14 protein-coding genes are annotated in these 17,908 nt (G+C 56.8%); 7 read left to right on the forward strand and 7 right to left on the reverse strand.

All coding sequences use genetic code 11. From position 1 onward, the window contains the following. Positions 1–41: 41 nt before the first annotated feature. From ACR0LY_RS13990 to ACR0LY_RS14020, 7 genes are read right to left on the reverse strand one after another with little or no spacing between them, the layout of a single operon-like run. Positions 42–1,463, reverse strand: coding sequence for an AMP-binding protein (locus ACR0LY_RS13990; RefSeq protein WP_170350517.1), 1,422 nt, complete (start codon positions 1,461–1,463; stop codon positions 42–44). Then, positions 1,456–2,301 carry a hypothetical protein gene (locus ACR0LY_RS13995; protein WP_170350515.1) on the reverse strand — a complete coding sequence of 282 codons (846 nt, stop codon included), beginning with the start codon at positions 2,299–2,301 and terminating at the stop codon, positions 1,456–1,458. The genes ACR0LY_RS13990 and ACR0LY_RS13995 overlap by 8 nt, the downstream gene beginning before the upstream one ends. Then, the gene (locus tag ACR0LY_RS14000) at positions 2,298–3,629 is read right to left on the reverse strand and encodes a hypothetical protein (RefSeq protein WP_170350513.1); all 1,332 of its coding nucleotides are present in this window, start codon (positions 3,627–3,629) and stop codon (positions 2,298–2,300) included. The genes ACR0LY_RS13995 and ACR0LY_RS14000 overlap by 4 nt, the downstream gene beginning before the upstream one ends. After that, positions 3,626–4,726 (reverse strand): BtaA family protein, encoded by a 1,101-nt coding sequence (locus ACR0LY_RS14005; protein WP_170350512.1) that lies wholly within the window; start codon positions 4,724–4,726, stop codon positions 3,626–3,628. Before ACR0LY_RS14005 ends, ACR0LY_RS14000 begins: the two co-directional genes overlap by 4 nt. Next, entirely contained in the window at positions 4,719–7,175 is a 2,457-nt protein-coding gene (locus tag ACR0LY_RS14010) for a PEP/pyruvate-binding domain-containing protein (protein ID WP_170350510.1), read from the reverse strand. The genes ACR0LY_RS14005 and ACR0LY_RS14010 overlap by 8 nt, the downstream gene beginning before the upstream one ends. After that, the gene (locus ACR0LY_RS14015) at positions 7,172–8,083 is read right to left on the reverse strand and encodes a UbiA family prenyltransferase (RefSeq protein ID WP_170350508.1); all 912 of its coding nucleotides are present in this window, start codon (positions 8,081–8,083) and stop codon (positions 7,172–7,174) included. The genes ACR0LY_RS14010 and ACR0LY_RS14015 overlap by 4 nt, the downstream gene beginning before the upstream one ends. Further along, entirely contained in the window at positions 8,080–9,318 is a 1,239-nt protein-coding gene (locus tag ACR0LY_RS14020; protein ID WP_254440239.1) for a hydroxymethylglutaryl-CoA reductase, read from the reverse strand. Before ACR0LY_RS14020 ends, ACR0LY_RS14015 begins: the two co-directional genes overlap by 4 nt. A gap of 344 nt (positions 9,319–9,662) precedes the next feature. Here ACR0LY_RS14020 and nhaC point away from each other — a divergent pair, with 344 nt between their 5' ends. The 7 genes from nhaC (at position 9,663) to ACR0LY_RS14055 (ending at position 17,855) form a co-directional block, all read left to right on the forward strand. Continuing rightward, complete coding sequence (gene nhaC / locus ACR0LY_RS14025) at positions 9,663–11,135, forward strand: Na+/H+ antiporter NhaC (RefSeq protein ID WP_170350505.1); 1,473 nt, start codon at positions 9,663–9,665, stop codon at positions 11,133–11,135. A 70-nt stretch (positions 11,136–11,205) separates the two neighbouring features. After that, positions 11,206–12,222 carry a GlxA family transcriptional regulator gene (locus ACR0LY_RS14030; RefSeq protein ID WP_170350503.1) on the forward strand — a complete coding sequence of 339 codons (1,017 nt, stop codon included), beginning with the start codon at positions 11,206–11,208 and terminating at the stop codon, positions 12,220–12,222. A gap of 108 nt (positions 12,223–12,330) precedes the next feature. Then, the gene (locus ACR0LY_RS14035) at positions 12,331–13,587 is read left to right on the forward strand and encodes an Hsp70 family protein (protein ID WP_170350501.1); all 1,257 of its coding nucleotides are present in this window, start codon (positions 12,331–12,333) and stop codon (positions 13,585–13,587) included. A gap of 162 nt (positions 13,588–13,749) precedes the next feature. Further along, positions 13,750–14,763 carry an inositol 2-dehydrogenase gene (gene iolG, locus ACR0LY_RS14040; RefSeq protein WP_170350499.1) on the forward strand — a complete coding sequence of 338 codons (1,014 nt, stop codon included), beginning with the start codon at positions 13,750–13,752 and terminating at the stop codon, positions 14,761–14,763. A gap of 125 nt (positions 14,764–14,888) precedes the next feature. Further along, a complete protein-coding gene (locus ACR0LY_RS14045; RefSeq protein WP_170350497.1) occupies positions 14,889–15,830 on the forward strand; it encodes a sugar ABC transporter substrate-binding protein in 942 nt (313 codons plus the stop codon). An 80-nt stretch (positions 15,831–15,910) separates the two neighbouring features. Beyond that, positions 15,911–17,035 carry an ABC transporter permease gene (locus tag ACR0LY_RS14050; protein WP_170350495.1) on the forward strand — a complete coding sequence of 375 codons (1,125 nt, stop codon included), beginning with the start codon at positions 15,911–15,913 and terminating at the stop codon, positions 17,033–17,035. A 1-nt stretch (position 17,036) separates the two neighbouring features. Then, the gene (locus ACR0LY_RS14055) at positions 17,037–17,855 is read left to right on the forward strand and encodes an ATP-binding cassette domain-containing protein (RefSeq protein WP_170350493.1); all 819 of its coding nucleotides are present in this window, start codon (positions 17,037–17,039) and stop codon (positions 17,853–17,855) included. Positions 17,856–17,908: the final 53 nt, after the last annotated feature.

Below are 17,908 nucleotides of genomic sequence, written 5' to 3' on the forward strand. Positions count from 1 at the left end.
CAGTGGGAAGGTGCTTCGCCATGATTTCGACCCGTGTTGCACTAGCGGGCAACGATACGTTCAAGTTCCGAGCGGTCAACTTTAGATGCGTGGCGTTTGTCCATGGGGATTTTGTGAACTGAAATCACATTGGGCACGCCAAAATCCGACGCGAATTTACGCCAATCCTGAAGGTGATCACGCCGCCCTTCGACACATAGCGTCGGTCCGGTCCCAGTGTTGATCAACGCACAGCGCGCAACACCCGGCCATTGTCTTGCCGCGACTTCAATCGCAAAGGGAAAGAGCAGGCCCGATTTCACTTCTATTTCAGACCCCACCCGACCCCACAACCACAAGCGTCCCTCTTCATCCAACGTGCCGGCGTCTCCGGTGCGATGCCAGATGACGGCGCCTTCTTTGATTTTATTTTCGCCCGAATGTGCGGGATCAAGATAGCCGTCATTCACGTGCGCCCCAGCGACCTGTATCTCGTTGTCGCAGATACGGAGTATGATTTCAGGAACCGGATACCCCACAAGTAGACCTTTCCCTTCGGCCATCTGTCGGTGATCGTGTTCTGAGATATCTGTGGCATCAAGGTGGGCAATCGGTTCAGCCTCGGTCGATCCATAGACACAAACCACGGAAAGCCCGTTTCGGGTTCGCAACGTGTCAACAAGGTCCGGAAAAACCGGACCGCCACCCGTGAAGACCGTGTTCAACTGTCCGGTATTTTGGGTTTGGGTCAGTTTTTCGCAAATTGAGGGTGGAATGAGGGCGCGAGTAACTTGCTGCTTTTGAATCCAGTCCGCCAAGTGGGTGGGCGCAAGGCGGTCAAACTTGCTCAGCCGCCAGTTTGGCATAACGGTGGTGCGCCCTGCGGCCAGGTTGATCAGGGTGAACACCGGAAAGGCCACCAAATCCCTTTCAGCCTTGTCGCTTTCTAGAAGGGGAGCAATGGCGTCGTGTTGCGCCATTAAAAACGCATGCGAGCGCGGGATGGCCTTGGGCTGGCCTGTCGTTCCGGAGGTGAATGAGATCAAGGCTGTGTCATCCGCCTGAATCTGATGATTGGGCGGCGAGCCGGGGCCTTCTTTGGGCGTCAGAAGTTGCAGCCTCCAAAGCTCTGGAATTAGAAACTTGAGCAAAAAGTACGCGCCCGCTGCGCAGAACGCCTTGGGCGAAGTGGCCCGCGCAGCGTGGCGCAAACCGGCCAGTCCCATTGCCGGTTCCGGCAGCACAACGGTTGCACCCAACGACCACAGGGCCGCCAGGCTTGCATATAGGTCTGCGTCGACCGGCATTGCCAGCAATACGCGGTCGCCTGGCCTGATACCTTTTGCGTGCCATCGGCCTGCCAGTTTCTGCATGCGAGAGTGCAGTTGCTGAAAACTGATCTGGCGGCCTTTGCCGTCCACTATGGCGGTTCTGTTCGGAAACCGTTCAACCGCGTCAGCAAAATGTGCTATCAAATCAGCCATTCAGCTTACGTCCAAGCAGAGAGTATCGCCGGAATATAGTCGCCCCTTCTGCCGCACTGCGATCAGCGGACTTATTGTCGTCGTGGATCAGGGCATGGATGGCAGTGTTGCACCCCATCTCTGCAGCCGCTTTGTGAAACCTGTGGGCCAGATGCCGCCCTGCGCCCGGTTCCAGGCTTGCATAGGTTTTGAGGATCGCGGAACTGGGGGTGGGCCCTTCGGCATAGTTGGGAATGCCGAACAGAAAACCCGCCAAATTGCCATCGTGGCGACGCGCAAACAGGATCAGTTCACGCTTCATCATCGGCACGACAGGCAGGTACATGGCTAAGAACTCGGACTCGGAAATCGGTTTGTAAAACGCGTTTTCTGAAAACGCCTGTGCAGACAGCGCGAACACCTGGCGAAACAAGCCCTCGGGATCATTTCCATCCCACGCTTCCACCTCAAAACCATCGTTTTCAGGCGGTGCAACTGTGTCGGTATCCTCCAACCGTACACGGGCCGAGAAATACCGGCTGATTTCGCAAAAACCCGCGGATCGGAATACTTCAGGTTCATGCGCTTTGTTGGTCGGCTCCATCAGGAACGGAGAGGAACCGTCGCTGTAGGAGACGAACCGGTAACTGTGCCAGGTGTCCCCCGACATCGGCCCAATGACCCGGTCGATGCCTGCGTTTCTGACCAGTTCTATACCCGTATCCAGAATTTCGGCACCGGCTTCGAGTGATTTGCATGTAAAGTCACCGAATGTTGCCGCTTGTACGCCCTCCCAATTGGGGCCGTTCAGGTAAACGGTCAGCTTCGCATCAGCGGTTTTGATTGTCTCTTTGGTCATGACGCGACTCCGGCAAAAAAACCTGCACCGATCGATCCCGCAACGGAGTACGCGTAATAGATCAACGGAAGGGCAAGGGCCAATACTGTTAACCTCAGCACCCGATCTTTTTCAAACCACCGCGGTCTGATCCACGGTACGGCCGTCATGCAGATTAAGGAAAGCAGCGCCAGAATTGTCAGCGGTTCGGCCCAGCGTGCAGGTTCCGGGTTCAGCGCAGTAGCAAAGTGTCTGACTAAGAATAATGTTGTGGCCACCACAAGGATCGCAAGGATTTTGCCTCGCAGCGCCAGAACGCTGAACCCCATGGCCAGCCCCATCGCACTGAGGCCATAAAACGATACGGCATTCCACCCGGTCGCATTGCCAAGCGCCAGCCATCCGAAACTGAACAACCCCAGAGACGCCACGACATCCAGATCCGGGTATTTGCTGTCACAGGGGGTCGATACCCGTGCCCAAAGATGCGTCGCTAGTACCAAAATAGGCAGGACCGCATTTTGAAGTGCAGTGACCGCCAGCAAGAGGAAAACGGTGATGACGTAAACCCGTGTGGCATGTTTGGTAAGACCCAGCCTTGCGCCCAGGATGCTGAAACCGCCGAGCGAGGCCAGAAAAACCAAGGCTATGATCGCCAGCTCAATCAAGGAACTGTCGAAGTGTACGCTCAGAAAAATCAGGAGACCAAGTGGGAGGAACAGGTTGTCAAAACCCCGCCAGCTTTGGGCCTCGACCAGGGTTCCAAAAGCAGCAACCATAACGCAGAGCATAAGGGTGTTCGCCGGTGGCAAGGCGGCCATGAACAGAAAACAGACGATCGCGATCAGCATCGTAACCACGAAAAAAACGACCGATCCCTCGACGCTTTTCTCACCATCCTCGACAATGAATCTCCGCGTTCCATACGCGGTTCCGGCCAGCGCGGCGGCGGCGTCTGCCAAGGTCAGAACCGCAATCGGCAAGATGTAGAACAACAGGTTGTCCCCGGCCAGCAGGAAGCAAAGCCCCACCGACAACGCGAGCAGGAAGTCTCCATAGGATGTCCGCTCCACCCCATGCAGGGTCGCGCCAAGACCTTTCGAAAAACGAGGAAGGCGCAAGACAAGCATCACAAGCATTGTGGCGGCGATCAGCATGTAAACCGGCCAGCGGTCGGGAAAGATCCAGGGCAGCAGCAACGCAAAGAGCCCCGTGTTTACATGCATCAGTTTCCGCTGCACTTCGGCGTTCAGCCCTGCAGCTTTGGCCAGATGGCGGATGACCATCATCACGCCGAGCAATGCCAAAACCGACCCTGCCGCCAGCAATATCTGCATGAGAACGGTCAAGGCCGAACCTCTTCGACCACGAAATCCGAATAGAAGAAGGCCAGATCGCGGGCCTTCTTCTGTGTTTCGATTTCGGTCAGGGTTTCAATCCTGTCCCGGTAATCCGCTGGTACACGGCGCGGCGCCATCATGTTCCAATAAACCAATCGTGCATTTGGCTCTGCCGCACTCAGGATCGCCCCATAGACCTGCTTGAACGTTTCAGGGGACATGTATTCGAAAATGTCGGACAGGTTGAACCCGCTGGCCTTTTCGCCTGTCGCGACGAAAGCCTCGAGCGAGCCAAGGCGAATATCCAGGCGATCCAATCGGGACCGGACAGTTTCATAATGTTCCGGACGCCACGCCATCGGCAATGCGTCGCCATGGGTGCCCTTCAGAATCCAGTGCAGATAAGGGTTTTGCGATGGATCGGTCGCGACCCCGGCATGGCGCAGTCGGCGAGCAACATGTTGGGCCGGGCTTCCATCTACGTGGTCGAAAAACGCGCTGTCCCGCCCCATCCGCCCCATCACGAATCGCGAGAAGAAAGTGTTTAGCAACAACCGCCATCGGAATGTGTTGAACCGCGTGTCGAAAAAAACCTCGCGTGCGTCGGGGGGGCGGGGCGTGAACACGTCGTCGACGGTGCGGCGCGAATGGACCAGCGGTAACAGCCAAGTTCGAAAGATGCGAAAATACCGCTCGAACTTACCGACGCCGCCGATGCCGTGTCTGTCTACTTCGGACGCAAGGGTCTGCCAGAAGGCGTTTGTTTCTTCATCGGTTTCTTCCAACACCCGGTTCAGCAAAGCAAGCCGCCGCTTACTTTGGCGCGAGCCTGTCAACTCAATGAACTCTGAATGCGTCAGCACCTTATACGCCGCGATCCTGAGCTTGAGGCAGGCGATCTGAGCCGGGGACAAATCCAGCACCACAACACGCGCGGGATCGAGTGTCAGCATGGCCAGCGCATTGTCTCCGGCCGAACATATCGACACCAGTGTCCGCCCCGTGCAATCACCCAATGCGGCGGTCAGGACGTCCGCGTCCTCCCACAGTTGGGCGTACCGGATATGGTCGAAATCCGCCTTTTCTTCGATTTCACTGCTACGCATCGCACCGCTCCACGGCGCCGCTTGCCCCGTCGACAGACAGTACTTCTCCGTCTTTGATCCATTGTGTGGCCCCTTTAAGGCCAACAACGCAGGGGATACCCAATTCGCGCGCCACAATGGCCGAGTGGGACAACAAGCTGCCACGTTCGACAACGATGGCAGAGGCGTTCGAGAAAACGGCGATCCAGCCTGGATCGGTGTGGCGGGCGACCAGTACTTCGCCGGGGTTCAGCGCCTCGGTCCGAGGATCGCGGATCACCCGCGCACGTGCTTTGACTTGACCCGCGGAACAGCCCGTTCCGTACTTTGTCCGTGTGGCATCTGCTTCGGCCTCAATCGAATCAGACCAGACAGGCGCGATGGCAGGACCTTGGATTTCAATCCGTTCGGGCGGATCGGGGCGTTGGGATGAGGCCGCATCTTCGGCTTTGCGTCGTGCAACGATGCCTTTCAGGTCAGGCGACAGGTTGAACCCCTCGACCGCGCCAAGGACTTCATGCGTTGTCAGAAAGAACACATCTCTTGGTGTTTCAAGCAAGTCGCGCGCGGTAAATTCCCGACCGATCCCCAAAAACACACGGCGCGCATAGCCAAAGATGCGCGTGCGTTCAAAGCGCAGGTTTTCGCGGTCGCGCACACGCGCCTTGGTCCAACCCAAAATCCATTTCGCAACATGTCGCTTGATCGGGCTCGCTGGGAACAGTGCCTTCCAATCCGGTTCACGGCCTTCCTGACGCCCGCCGGGAGGATGATCGGCGCAGGCGGCAATCGCCAGCAACAGGCTTGTCGGGTCGTCTTGCAGAGGGATGCTTTCCAGCTTTAGCTCTTCGGTGCATCGGTCTCCGAATTTCTCAAGATAGGATTCAACTTCAGCCTCGATCTGTGGGTGCGCGGACAAAACGGACAGCCGCGCGTCAGCTTTCAACTGTTCCGTGATACCGGCGGTGCGCACCAGATGGCCGATCCGGGCAATGCGCTGCGCAGGTTCGGCTGACACGATGTCACCCTGGCCGATCATCAGGTCATTATGCAGCGTCAGGCCGTCTTCACCAAGCCACCTTTGCAGCAGGTTGCGCGACCCGCCAAATGCAATCATGCACAGAAAATCATTGATCAATGGGGCATCCCACCGATCCAGCAAGGTGCTTTCGATGCGGCGGTATTCGGCTGCAAGCTGGGTCGCATTAGACGCATCTACGTCCAGCCCCGCCTGCAATACCCCGTTCAGCCTGTCATAAAAGCTTCGCCGCGTCCGTGGCAGGCAGATGGCCTGCCAGATCAGCCCGGCCGCGACCTTGCCCAGCTTTGCGTATTCCACAATCCTGCGCCAACCAACCGAGGGGGGTGGGGCAAGGGCATCCGTGACCTCTCGCGGCATGGGTTCCGACACGCCCATCATCGTTTCCATATAGTCGCGGTTCAGCGAAAACCCCGGCAACAGGGCCAAGGCCCGATACCAGTTGATCAGGTTGTAATAGACACGCCCATCCACGCGCCCGAGCAAATTGTCGAACACCGTTGGATTCTGGTCGACCGTACGCTTGGAGACGCCCAACAACCTGACAAACGCGCGGTAGACCTGAGCATACACGTGCAGAGCAAAGGAATAGGTCAGCGGGCTAACGATACCGGGATAGCTTTCGACAATGTTCGAGTTGTCGAAAATCGTCAGCGTTGTGTCGGCCAAGGCCGCGGGGCGCAATGGCGTTGTGATTGGTCGGGCCTGCAGAATATGAAGCCCCTGTGCATCAATGGCCCATTCAATATCCTGGGGCGATCCGAAAAGCTCTTCGGCTTTACGCGCGAGGGCGGCAATGGACTGCGCGTCACTCACCATTAAATACTCAGGCTTATCCGGTGCGCTTTCAGGTGCGTCATCCGCGCCTATGATCCAATCTTCCCCGTCCGTCTCACCAGAAACCAACTGCTCAGCCAGACCATCAATTGCCGAAATTACGACCACACCGCGACGACCGCTAACCGGGTCGGCGGAAAATGCGACACCTGCAGATTTTGGATTAATCATGCGCTGTACGATGATCGCGGGTCCTTCGGCCTCGCCCCCGGATTTGACCGCGCGGTATGTCTCGACCGTCTCTGAGAAACCGGAATGCCAGACCTTTTTGGCCGCTTTCAAAACAGAGCTGCCCGAAACGTTCAGAACCGTTTCGTATTGTCCCGCATGGCTGTGTTCCACACCATCTTCGGCCTTACCAGAGCTACGAACCGCGTAAAGCCCGGTTCCGAGTGTTTTCAGCGCGGCAGTCAAAGCCGATTTCAGACCGTTTTGAGCAATGGGACCGGATTTCCCCATGCGGAATGCATCGCTGGTGATGACAAAAAATGCGGGCGGGGCAAAACCATGCTGCGTAAGATGCGATAAAGCAGCTGCCTTGCCCCCTACAACGGAAACATCGTTTGCATCCGATTGGGCGACGATGAAGGTCATGTAAGCGCTCCGATCAGGTACGGAAGGAAACCAGCTGTGGCGTAGCAGAAAAACACCCATAGGCCGGCGATTGTGTCCATCCGGTCTTGGGCTTTCACTGTCGGCGCCTGAACATAGCGTTTTGCTGCCAGACAACAGGGGATCAGGGCCAACCCGCCGATCAAGGCGCTTAACCAACCAACGCCGGTTGCGGCACCTGTGCCCACAAGCAGCGCATAGGATATCAAAACGCAACCCACCCAGATGCGCCCTGCCTGAGGCGGGCCCCATAACCCGGAATAGGTGTCCACGCCGGTGATCTCATTTTCGGGTGCCCACAATTTGCGGCCAATCTCAAGCACACACCCGTTCACGAAGGACAGCGCCAGAAACAACCACAGGAAGGGTGCCGCCTGACCTTTTGGCAGCCATTCGATGCCGGTCAGCAGCAAATCGATCAGAGGCATGATTGCCATATGGCTTAGCAGGTACAGAACCGGTCGTGCCTTCAACCAGGCGGGTGCGCAAAATTCGACGGTCATTGCCCCAAGCCAGATCCAGACTAAACCCAACAGCCACAAGACCGGCGGGGACCACAGCCAGGCGGCGGCAACAGACAAAGGCACGGTCAACAGGCCCCAGCCCAATACTTCGCGCTTGGATACCAGACCACGTGGAATTGGCCTGTCGGGCCGGTAACGTCGGTCATCCTCGGCGTCTTTGAATTCGTCACAGACCCGCATCTGGAAAAACAGCGCCATGGCAAGGACAAAACCGGCGGCAAATGCAGGCCATTCCGGCAGGGGGCGATCCGCCAGACGGGCGGACACACAAATACTGGCCGCAGAAAACACAAGCAGCAGGGGCACGGTTTTCTTCAGCGGAAATCGCTCAGTCTGATAAATCCAGAAGCGGCTTTGAAAGCTCATCTTTGGCGGGCCAGACTTTCATGAGCGCGGGTGAAATGCCCTGCCGCGATCGCCGCGACGATGGATATTTCCCCACACAGGCAGGTTGCCGCGGCCACCTCAGCCAACGCTGTGCCACACCCGTTGCCCTTGAGGCCTAGTATGTTCAGGGCTGCAGTCTGGCTTGGCAACCCGGTGCCGCCCCCTACTGAACCAACCAAAATGTTTGGCAACGTCACCGAACAGAATAGATCATCACCCCTTGGCTCCATTCTTGTGACGCCCATCGCACTTTCGGCCACGCAAGCCGCGTCCTGGCCGGTTGCTATGTAAAACGCGGCCAGCCCGTTGGCATAATGCGCCTGTGCGCCAAACTGACCCGACAGATGCGCACCCAGATTGGCGACACGCCCATAGGCCAACATCGCCTCGACCGTTGTGCCCAGCGTCTTTTCGACAATTTCAGCAGGAAGTGTGACCGAGGCGCTAACCTTTCGTCCGCGCCCTGTCACCAGCCCAAGCGCCGAAGCTTTCTTATCACCTGAGAAATTCCCTTCGACATACCAGTTCTCGAACTCGACCGGACAGTTGTCTGCAATTTCATGGCACATCGCGTCGGTGGCAATGGTCACCATGTTCTGTCCGGCTGCATCGCCGGTGGTGTATCGGCAGATCAGGAACACGACGTTGGTGTCTATGAACGGCTCCAGCGAAACTAGCTTGCCGTGGCCGGTGGTCGCCTCGGCCGCGGATTTGAGCATTTCGACATTTGAAACCACCCAATCCACGAATTGCCCGGCCTTTAGCAGGCTTTCAAACACAAAAGCCGGAGTGCGCAGCACCCCTTCGTACAAAACTGCCGTGCTGATACCACCAGACCGGGTGGCGGCACAGGCACCCCGGGCATATGAGGCGACCAACGCCGCCTCGGTTGTGGCGAGGGGAACGTGGAAATCCCCGTTTGCGTTCATTCCGTTCAAACGCAACGGCCCAATAACTCCAACAGGAAGCTTAACCGTCCCAATGAAATTTTCGATATTGGCACTGTAAATTTCTGCAGCGTCAAGCGTTGCAGGGTCCGCAATCTGCGCCTGATCTTCATCACCTGCCGTTGGTTTCAGCTTTTCCCAAAACCGCACAACCATTTCAGGGGTTGTCTTGCGCGATGGTCGCAAGGTCGCAAATTCGGCGTCGTTTGACGCCATCTGCTGCGGTATCTGATCGGCATCAAATCGAGCCTTGATGCGATGAAGCATCTCACGAACGTGAAACGGAATTATCAAAAGTACGCTCCGGTATCTGTCCCGCAAAAACTATTGCAGATGCAAATCAATGTGTCTGCACGTTACCAAAAGGTCCGACGATATCCAGCCATATCTCCTTGAATCGAAAGGACCCCAACCGTGCGGCAGTGGATATGTTTGATTGCACTATGCGTGCTTACATGTGCATCGCCGCGTCGGGCGCGGGCCGAAAATCGACGCAACCGTGTCGCAAATTTCTATAGGATGTGCGCTTTGACCGACGGTGTGGTTCCCTAAAACTTGGTTTCTTCCGCGGATCATCACGGTTCTGGATTATTCCAACGGAGGAGACCTAAATGTCTGCGAATGAAGAACACATAAGACAGCCAAGTCTGGGGCTGGCGCTTGTCCCAATTGTGCTGACCCTTTTCGTACTTGGCCTGCAGCTTTTCTATTTTGGTGACTTTACCCCGCATATTCCGCTGGCGTTTGGGATAGCGATTACTGGGGTTGTCGGCCTTATGCTTGGCCACAAATGGCCCAGCATCGAAGAGGGCGTATTCCACGTCATCAATATTTCACTACCGTCTGTTTCGATTCTGATCACGGTTGGCATGATCATTGGTGTGTGGATCGCAAGCGGCACGGTTCCGACACTGATCTATTATGGTCTGAAGATACTGTCGCCCGAGCTGTTTCTGGCCGCGGGCATGGTGTTGTGTTCCATCGTCTCTGTCTCGCTGGGCACCTCCTGGGGAACGACGGGCACTGTCGGGCTGGCCCTGATGGGCATCGGCGCCGGATTTGGTATTCCGATGTATTGGACGGCTGGTGCGGTCGTCTCAGGTGCTTTCTTCGGCGACAAGATCTCACCTTTGTCGGACACTACGAACCTGGCACCCGCCGTGACAGGCACCAATCTGTTCGATCATATCCGGAACATGTTACCCACCACGGTTCCGTCCATGTTGATTGCGCTGGTGATCTACTTTGTTGTCGGTTTTACGTTGATCGACACATCGCAAGTGTCGTTTGACCGCATCCATGCCATCACAACCGCACTGGATGAGGCATTCTGGATTTCCCCGATCATGTTGTTCCCGGCGGTTCTGGTCATCGTTCTGGCGGTTATGAAACAGCCTCCGATCCCGTCGCTGTTTGCAGGGGCCGTCGTTGGTGGCATCATGGCCATCTTTTGCCAGGGTGCGGGTCTGCACGAAACGTTTACCTTCGCCAACAGCGGATATTCCATTGATACCGGCGTTCCCGAAATCGACCCGCTGCTGAACCGTGGCGGTATTCAGTCGATGATGTGGACCATCTCGCTGGTGCTGCTTGCCTTGGGGTTTGGCGGCGCGTTGGAGCGCGTTGGCTGCCTTCAGGCGATCATCAATGTGGTCATCTCGAAGGTGAAGACCTTCGCGGGCATTCAGACCTCGGCCATTTTGACTTCGGTGGCGACAAACACCGTTGCGGGCGACCCGTATCTTTCCATCGCCCTGCCGGGCCGCATGTATGCGCCTGTCTATCGGGCCATGGGGTATTCACCGTTGAACCTGTCACGCGCTGTCGAAGAAGGCGGTACCTTGGTCTCGCCCCTGATCCCCTGGAACGCCGGAGGCGCCTTTGTGATCACCGCACTTGGTCTTGGGATCGCAGACGGGAATTTTGAAAACCTGCTATACATTCCCCTTGCGTTTGCTTGCTGGCTGTCACCTGTCATCGGTATCTTTTATGCTATGACTGGGCTTTTCTCGCCCAAAGCCAGTGACGAGGAAATCCACGCTTGGGAAGCCAGCGGCGAGCCTGTTGCTGAGTGGCACGCCTGATCGACCTGCACCAACACCTTCGGGTGTTGGTGCGTTTCACCCATCTCGGTTGGTATTGGGAGGAAAAAGAATGAGCCCCAAGAACTTCATTCCAAAAGGGGCGGCCAGTTTTCGCATAGACCATGACGGGCCAGCCAAAGAGATCTATTTCCTGCTTCTGCCGAAACTAACCATGCTGGCCTTTAGCGCAGCTGTCGAGCCGTTGAGGATCGCCAATCAGGTCACGAACAGAGAGCTCTACAAATGGTATCTGATCACCGAAGATGGAAACCCGGTTCAATGCTCAAACGGAATTGAAATCACCCCGGACACTGCACTGCAAAACCTACCGCGCCTATCAAGGATGTTCGTCTGCTCTGGCATAGAACCGGCAGAAAGCACCAATCCCAGGGTACTGTCGTGGATCAGTCGCCAGAAGGCCTTTGGCTGCAAGCTTGGTGGTATTTGCACCGGTGCATTTGCACTTGCCAAAGCCGGAGCGCTAACCGGAAAGCGGTTCACCTTACACTGGGAAAACCACCCCGCCTTTATCGAGCATTTTGAAGGGATGGAACCTTCTGCAAACCTGTATGAAATCGATAATGAGCTTATGACATGCGGCGGCGGCAATGCGGCGACCGATATGATGCTGGATATGATCGAGTCTGATTTCGGAAAGGATCTGGCCGTCATCGTTTCCGACATGTGCATTCATTTTCGGTCGAACAACCGCAAAACCCTCCAGAAATCAGCCTTTTCGGTGGCTTTGGGTAGCCGCAACCAGTACCTGATCAACGCCATGCAGATCATGCATGAGAACTTGGAGGATCCGTTGGATATCTCGGAAATAGCAGAGGCTGTTCAGATATCACGCCGCCAGTTGGAGCGCCTGTTCCAGAAATATGTCGAAGTTTCACCTGTGCAGTTTTACATCGAATTGCGCGTTGCGCGCGCTTATGCACTGCTCAGCGAAACCGAATTGCCCGTTACCGAAATCGCTGCGGCTACGGGGTTTGGCAGTGCGACCCAGCTTACGGTGCGTTTCAAAAAGCGTTATGGCGAGGCGCCAACGTCCTTCAGACGAGGATGGTCGGAAAAGCGCGAATGATATCCGCCAGTTTCAGTCGATCCAGCCGGTCAAGTTTGTCCCTTGACCCTGGGCTGCGAACGCTCTAGGCCCTGTCGTCTTTGCTCAGACATCTCGGAGACATGCGCCATGGCCCCCAGCAGCCCGTGGATTGGCATTGATTTTGGCACGTCGAACTCGGCGGTGGCATATGTGGACGCGGGTGCACCCCGTTTAGTGCGGTTCGACGCCGCCGCCACGACCCTTCCCACAACCTTTTTCTTTGATTTCGAAACCCGCGAAACCCTTATCGGCGAGCCTGCTAATCAGGCATTGCTTGAAGGGTTGGAGGGGCGATTTATGCGCGCCCTCAAACGCGTGCTGGGCACCACGTTGATGCATGAAAAGCGCCAGATCCTGAACCAGAGGGTGACTTTCGTCGAGATTATCGGATCTTTCTTGCGCAGGCTTCGAGAGCGGGCCGAGGCCGAGCGTGGCGTGTCTTGCACCCGCGTGGTCTCGGGACGGCCCGTGGTATTTCATGGCTCGGGCGATCCGCGCGAGGCGCAGGCTGAGGCTGATTTGCACGCGTGTTATGAGGCCGCCGGATTTACCGACATCCGGTTCTGCCCTGAGCCCGCCGCGGCTGCCATTGCGAACGGTGCGGCCGGGCCAGATGACACGGTTGGATTGGTTGTGGATATCGGTGGCGGAACGTCAGATTTTTCGGTTTTCCGCACTAGATCCGCAGAGGTCGAGATTCTGGCCAACCACGGGGTACGAATTGGCGGTACGGATTTTGATCGTACAATAAGCATCAATCAGGTCATGCCCCTGTTGGGTAAAGGGTCGATGGTTCGAGATGTTTTTGGCAAAGGCGTGTCGCAGACGCCCAACGCGATCTTCAATGACCTTGCGACCTGGGAAATGATCCCTTTTCTGTACACGGCCCAGAACCGCCGCATGGTGGGAGATATGCTGAAGCTGGCCGAGTCTCCCAAGCGGTTAGCGCGGCTTGCAACAGTGCTTGAACACGAATTGGGTCACGAACTGGCCTTTGCGGTGGAGCGCGGAAAAATAGCCGTGAACTCAGGGGCGATTGACCCGGCCATCACGCTGAACATGCTCGAGACGGGGTTGACCGCGCAACTCAGTGATGTGTTGGTGGCCGAAAGCCTTGCCGCGCATGCCGCGCAGTTGGACACGGGGGCACGCGAAGTTCTGCGCCAGGCTGATTTGACCGCACAGCAGATCGACCGCGTCGTCTATGTCGGGGGTTCTAGCCTGATGGGCATCGTGCCCGAAACGATGCGTGGCGTTTTCCCTTCGGCCGAGCATTCCTTTGCCTCTGTCTTTACCGCCGTGGCCGAGGGGCTGGCCCTGGTGGCAGCGCAAGAGCTTGGGTAGGGCAAAGATCGCACCACTTGAAATGGACGGCGGTTTACTGGGGCCCGCTCACGTGGGGCGGAGCCCTTTAAGCCTGATTGTATCGAGTAAGTTGAAAAATATCTTGCAACCGGTTGCAAAGAAAATCATGGTATCCTCGAATTAAAGAATCGGGAGGCCTGCATGCTCAGAATCGGATTGCTTGGTGCCGGACGCATTGGCCGCGTACATGCACAGGCCATCGCTGCGCATTCGCAAAGCCAGCTGTGCGCTGTCTCTGACGCGATTTCCGATGCGGCTGAAAGCCTTGCCACTGAACAGGGGGCAACCGCGCGCGACTCGATGGAGATCATCGCAGACCCGTCGATTGATGCCGTCCTGATCGCGACGCCGACTGACACCCATTCTGACTTGATTGAGGCCGCTACACGGGCGGGCAAGGCGGTTCTGTGTGAAAAACCCGTCGATCTCAGCCTTGAACGGGCACTTGCCTGCCAAGCCATTGCGGCGGAAACCGGCCAACCGGTGATGGTTGGGTTCAATCGCCGGTTCGATCCCAGCTTTTCGGCTCTGAAATCCGCAGCTGATCAGGGTGAAATTGGCGCGCCCGAGTTGTTGTCGATTACGTCTTTCGATCCGGCCCCTCCACCCGTCAGCTATATCAAGGTCTCGGGTGGTCTGTTCCGGGACATGATGATCCATGATTTCGACATGGCGAACTATCTGATGGGGCAGTTGCCGGTGCAGATTTCGGCCTTCGGCACCTCGATTGTCGATCCCGAAATCGGACGGGCGGGCGACGTGGATACAGCTGTTGTAACAATGACTTATGCAAGCGGTCAGATTGCGGTGATCAAGAATTCGCGGCGTGCTGTCTACGGTTATGACCAGCGGATCGAAATGCTTGGGTCGGGCGGGCTGTTGCAAGCCCATAACATTCTGGAAAACGCGGTGGTCAAGTCAACAGCCGACGGCATCACTGGGGCGAAACCGACCTATTTTTTCTTGGAACGCTATATGCCTGCCTACCGCGCAGAATGGGATGCGTTTGTGCAGGCGGTGCAGTCCGGTTCGTCAATGCCAGTGACGCTGGAAGACGGGGTTGCTGCCCTGGCCATGGCCGAAGCTGCGAACCGTTCGGCCCAATCAGGGCAGCCTGTTGCAATGGCCGATGTTTTGAAACCGGTTGCAAAATGAGCGGATATCCGGAAACTGGGGAAAGCTCCGCCAGATTCCCGGAGCGGAGGAGATTCGGCCGGTCCGAATGACTGGGGCTGCTGCCCCGGCAATAAAGACAAACTGTTTTTATGGGAGGAAACCAAATGAATAAGTTCGTAAAAAGCGCTCTGGCTGCCAGCGCGCTGGCGCTGGTCACCGCAACCGGCGTTGCGGCTGAGGGTGAGAAATACATTCTAGTCAGCCACGCCCCTGACAGCGATAGCTGGTGGAACACAATCAAAAATGGCATCGCCTTGGCGGGCGAACAGATGGGTGTCGAGGTTGAATACCGCAACCCGCCCACAGGTGACCTGGCTGACATGGCACGGATCATCGACCAGGCAGCGGCGTCTGGCCCCAATGGTATCATTACCACGCTGGCCGACCCGGACATTCTGGAAGGTCCAATCAAGGCGGCGGTGGATTCCGGCATCGACGTGATCATCATGAACACCGGCACGCCCGAAAAGGCGCGTGAAGTTGGCGCTTTGATGTATGTGGGTCAACCTGAATATGATGCGGGTCTGGCTGCGGGTCAGCGGGCCAAAGCGGACGGGATCGGGTCATTTCTTTGCGTGAACCACTATATCGTTCAACCTTCGAGCCAGGAGCGGTGTCAGGGATTTGCGGACGGTCTGGGTGTGGAGCTGGGCGAGCAGATGATCGACGCCGGTCAGGACCCCGCTGAAATCAAGAACCGGGTTCTGGCCTATCTTTCCGCCAACCCTGAAACCGACGCTGTTCTGACGCTTGGTCCGACATCGGCGGACCCGACCATTCTGGCGCTGCAGGAAAATGGAATGGCCGGTGACATTTATTTCGGCACGTTCGATCTGGGCGGTGAAATCGTCAAAGGCATCAAGGACGGCACCATCCAGTGGGGTATCGACCAGCAGCCGTTCCTGCAGGCCTATCTGCCGGTTGTGGTTCTGGCCAATTACCACCGCTATGGCGTCCTCCCGGGCAACAACATCAACTCTGGTCCGGGCTTCGTTACGGCGGACGGCCTGACAAAAATCGAAGAGTTCGCGGGCGAATACCGCTGATTTAACAATGCGGTGGGCGCAAGAGGACTGCGCCCGCCGCTCACTCCAACACTCGGAAACCCGCGCGAGGGAGGACCACAATGTCTGAGACAGTTCAATCCACGGCAGGCGGTGACGAACGGATCAAAGAGATCTCGCCACTGCGTCGCGCCCTGATCCGCCCCGAATTGGGCGGCATGGTCGGGACAGTTGCTGTTTTCACCTTTTTCCTGCTTTTTGCTTTTGACAGCGGCATGTTCAATAGCCAGGGCATCATGAACTGGTCCATTGTCTCGGCGCAATTCATGATCATCGCGGTAGGGGCCTGTCTGCTGATGATCGCGGGTGAATTTGACTTGTCCGTCGGTTCGATGATTGGTTTCGCGGGCATGATGATCGCAATCTTTTCGGTCACGCTTAGCTGGCCGGTCTGGATGGCGATCCTGGTGACATTTGCCCTGTGTGTCTCAATCGGCGCGCTGAACGGCTACATCGTCATACGAACGGGGCTGCCTAGTTTTATCGTCACCCTGGCATTTCTGTTCATCTTGCGCGGTTTCACGATCTACCTGCCGCAGACTATCGAACGCAAAACCATCATTGGCGGCATCAAGGACGTGGCCGAGGGCGATTGGTTAGCGTGGGTGTTTGGCGGCAAGGTGTTTCAAGGCTTCTTTGTCTGGCTGGGCAACAATGGCCTGATCGAAACGTTCTCACGTGGCACACGTGAAGGGCAGCCGGTCGTCGATGGAATTCCCATGTTGCTGATCTGGGCAATCGGGCTGATCATCTTTGGCCATGTGCTGTTGACCAAAACCAAGTTCGGGAACTGGATTTTTGCTGCCGGTGGTGACGCCGAAGCGGCCCGGAACTCAGGCGTGCCGGTGAATCGGGTCAAGGTGCTGATGTTCATGTTCACTGCCTTTTGCGCCACGGTTTTCGCCACCTGTCAGGTGATGGAGTTTGGTTCGGCCGGTGCGGACCGCGGATTGCTGAAAGAGTTCGAGGCGATCATCGCCGTGGTCATTGGCGGCGCATTGCTGACTGGTGGCTATGGCTCGGTCCTTGGGGCGGCGTTGGGCGCGTTGATCTTTGGCGTCGTGCAGCAGGGCCTGTTTTTTGCCGGTGTCGAAAGCTCGCTATTCCGGGTGTTCCTGGGCGTCATCCTTCTGGGTGCTGTGATCCTGAACACCTACATCCGTCGCATCATCACAGGAGAACGCTGAGATGACCGAAGACACCAAGTTCCACCACGGCGACGCGCAGGCCAAGAAACCGATTATTCGGATGGTCGACATTCAAAAGCACTTCGGTTCGGTGATTGCGCTGGCCGGTGTCAGCTTTGATCTGTGTTCCGGCGAATGCCACTGTTTGCTGGGCGACAATGGCGCGGGCAAGTCGACCTTCATCAAGACCATGTCGGGCGTACACAAGCCCACCGCCGGCGAGATCTTCTTTGAAGATAAGCCGATGCATTTCGAAGATCCGCGTGATGCGATTGCAGCGGGAATTGCCACCGTACACCAGCATCTGGCGATGATCCCACTAATGAGCGTCAGCCGGAACTTCTTTATGGGGAATGAACCAACGCGCAAAGTCGCGGGGATCAATTTCTTCGACAAGAAACTGGCCGATGAAATCACTATGGAAGAGATGCGCAAAATGGGCATCAACCTGCGTGGTCCCGATCAGGCGGTTGGCACCTTGTCGGGCGGTGAACGTCAGACAGTGGCCATTGCTCGGGCGGTTCATTTCGGCGCCAAGATTCTGATCCTGGACGAACCGACCTCGGCCCTTGGTGTGCGGCAAACTTCGAACGTTTTGGCGACCATCGACAAGGTGCGCAGTCAAGGCGTAGGCGTTGTTTTCATCAGCCACAACGTGCGTCACGCGCTGGCTGTGGGCGACCGCTTTACCGTGTTGAACCGGGGCAAGACGCTGGGCACTGCACGGCGCGGGGAAATCACGCCAGAAGAGTTGCAGGACCTGATGGCAGGCGGTCAGGAACTGGCCGAACTGGAAGGGTCCTTGGGCGGAACGGTTTAACTCCGTTCCCCCATATTGGGCCCACGGCCCGACATCAAACAAAATTGCAGGCT

It is taken from the genome of Ruegeria sp. BC5 (assembly GCF_056539205.1).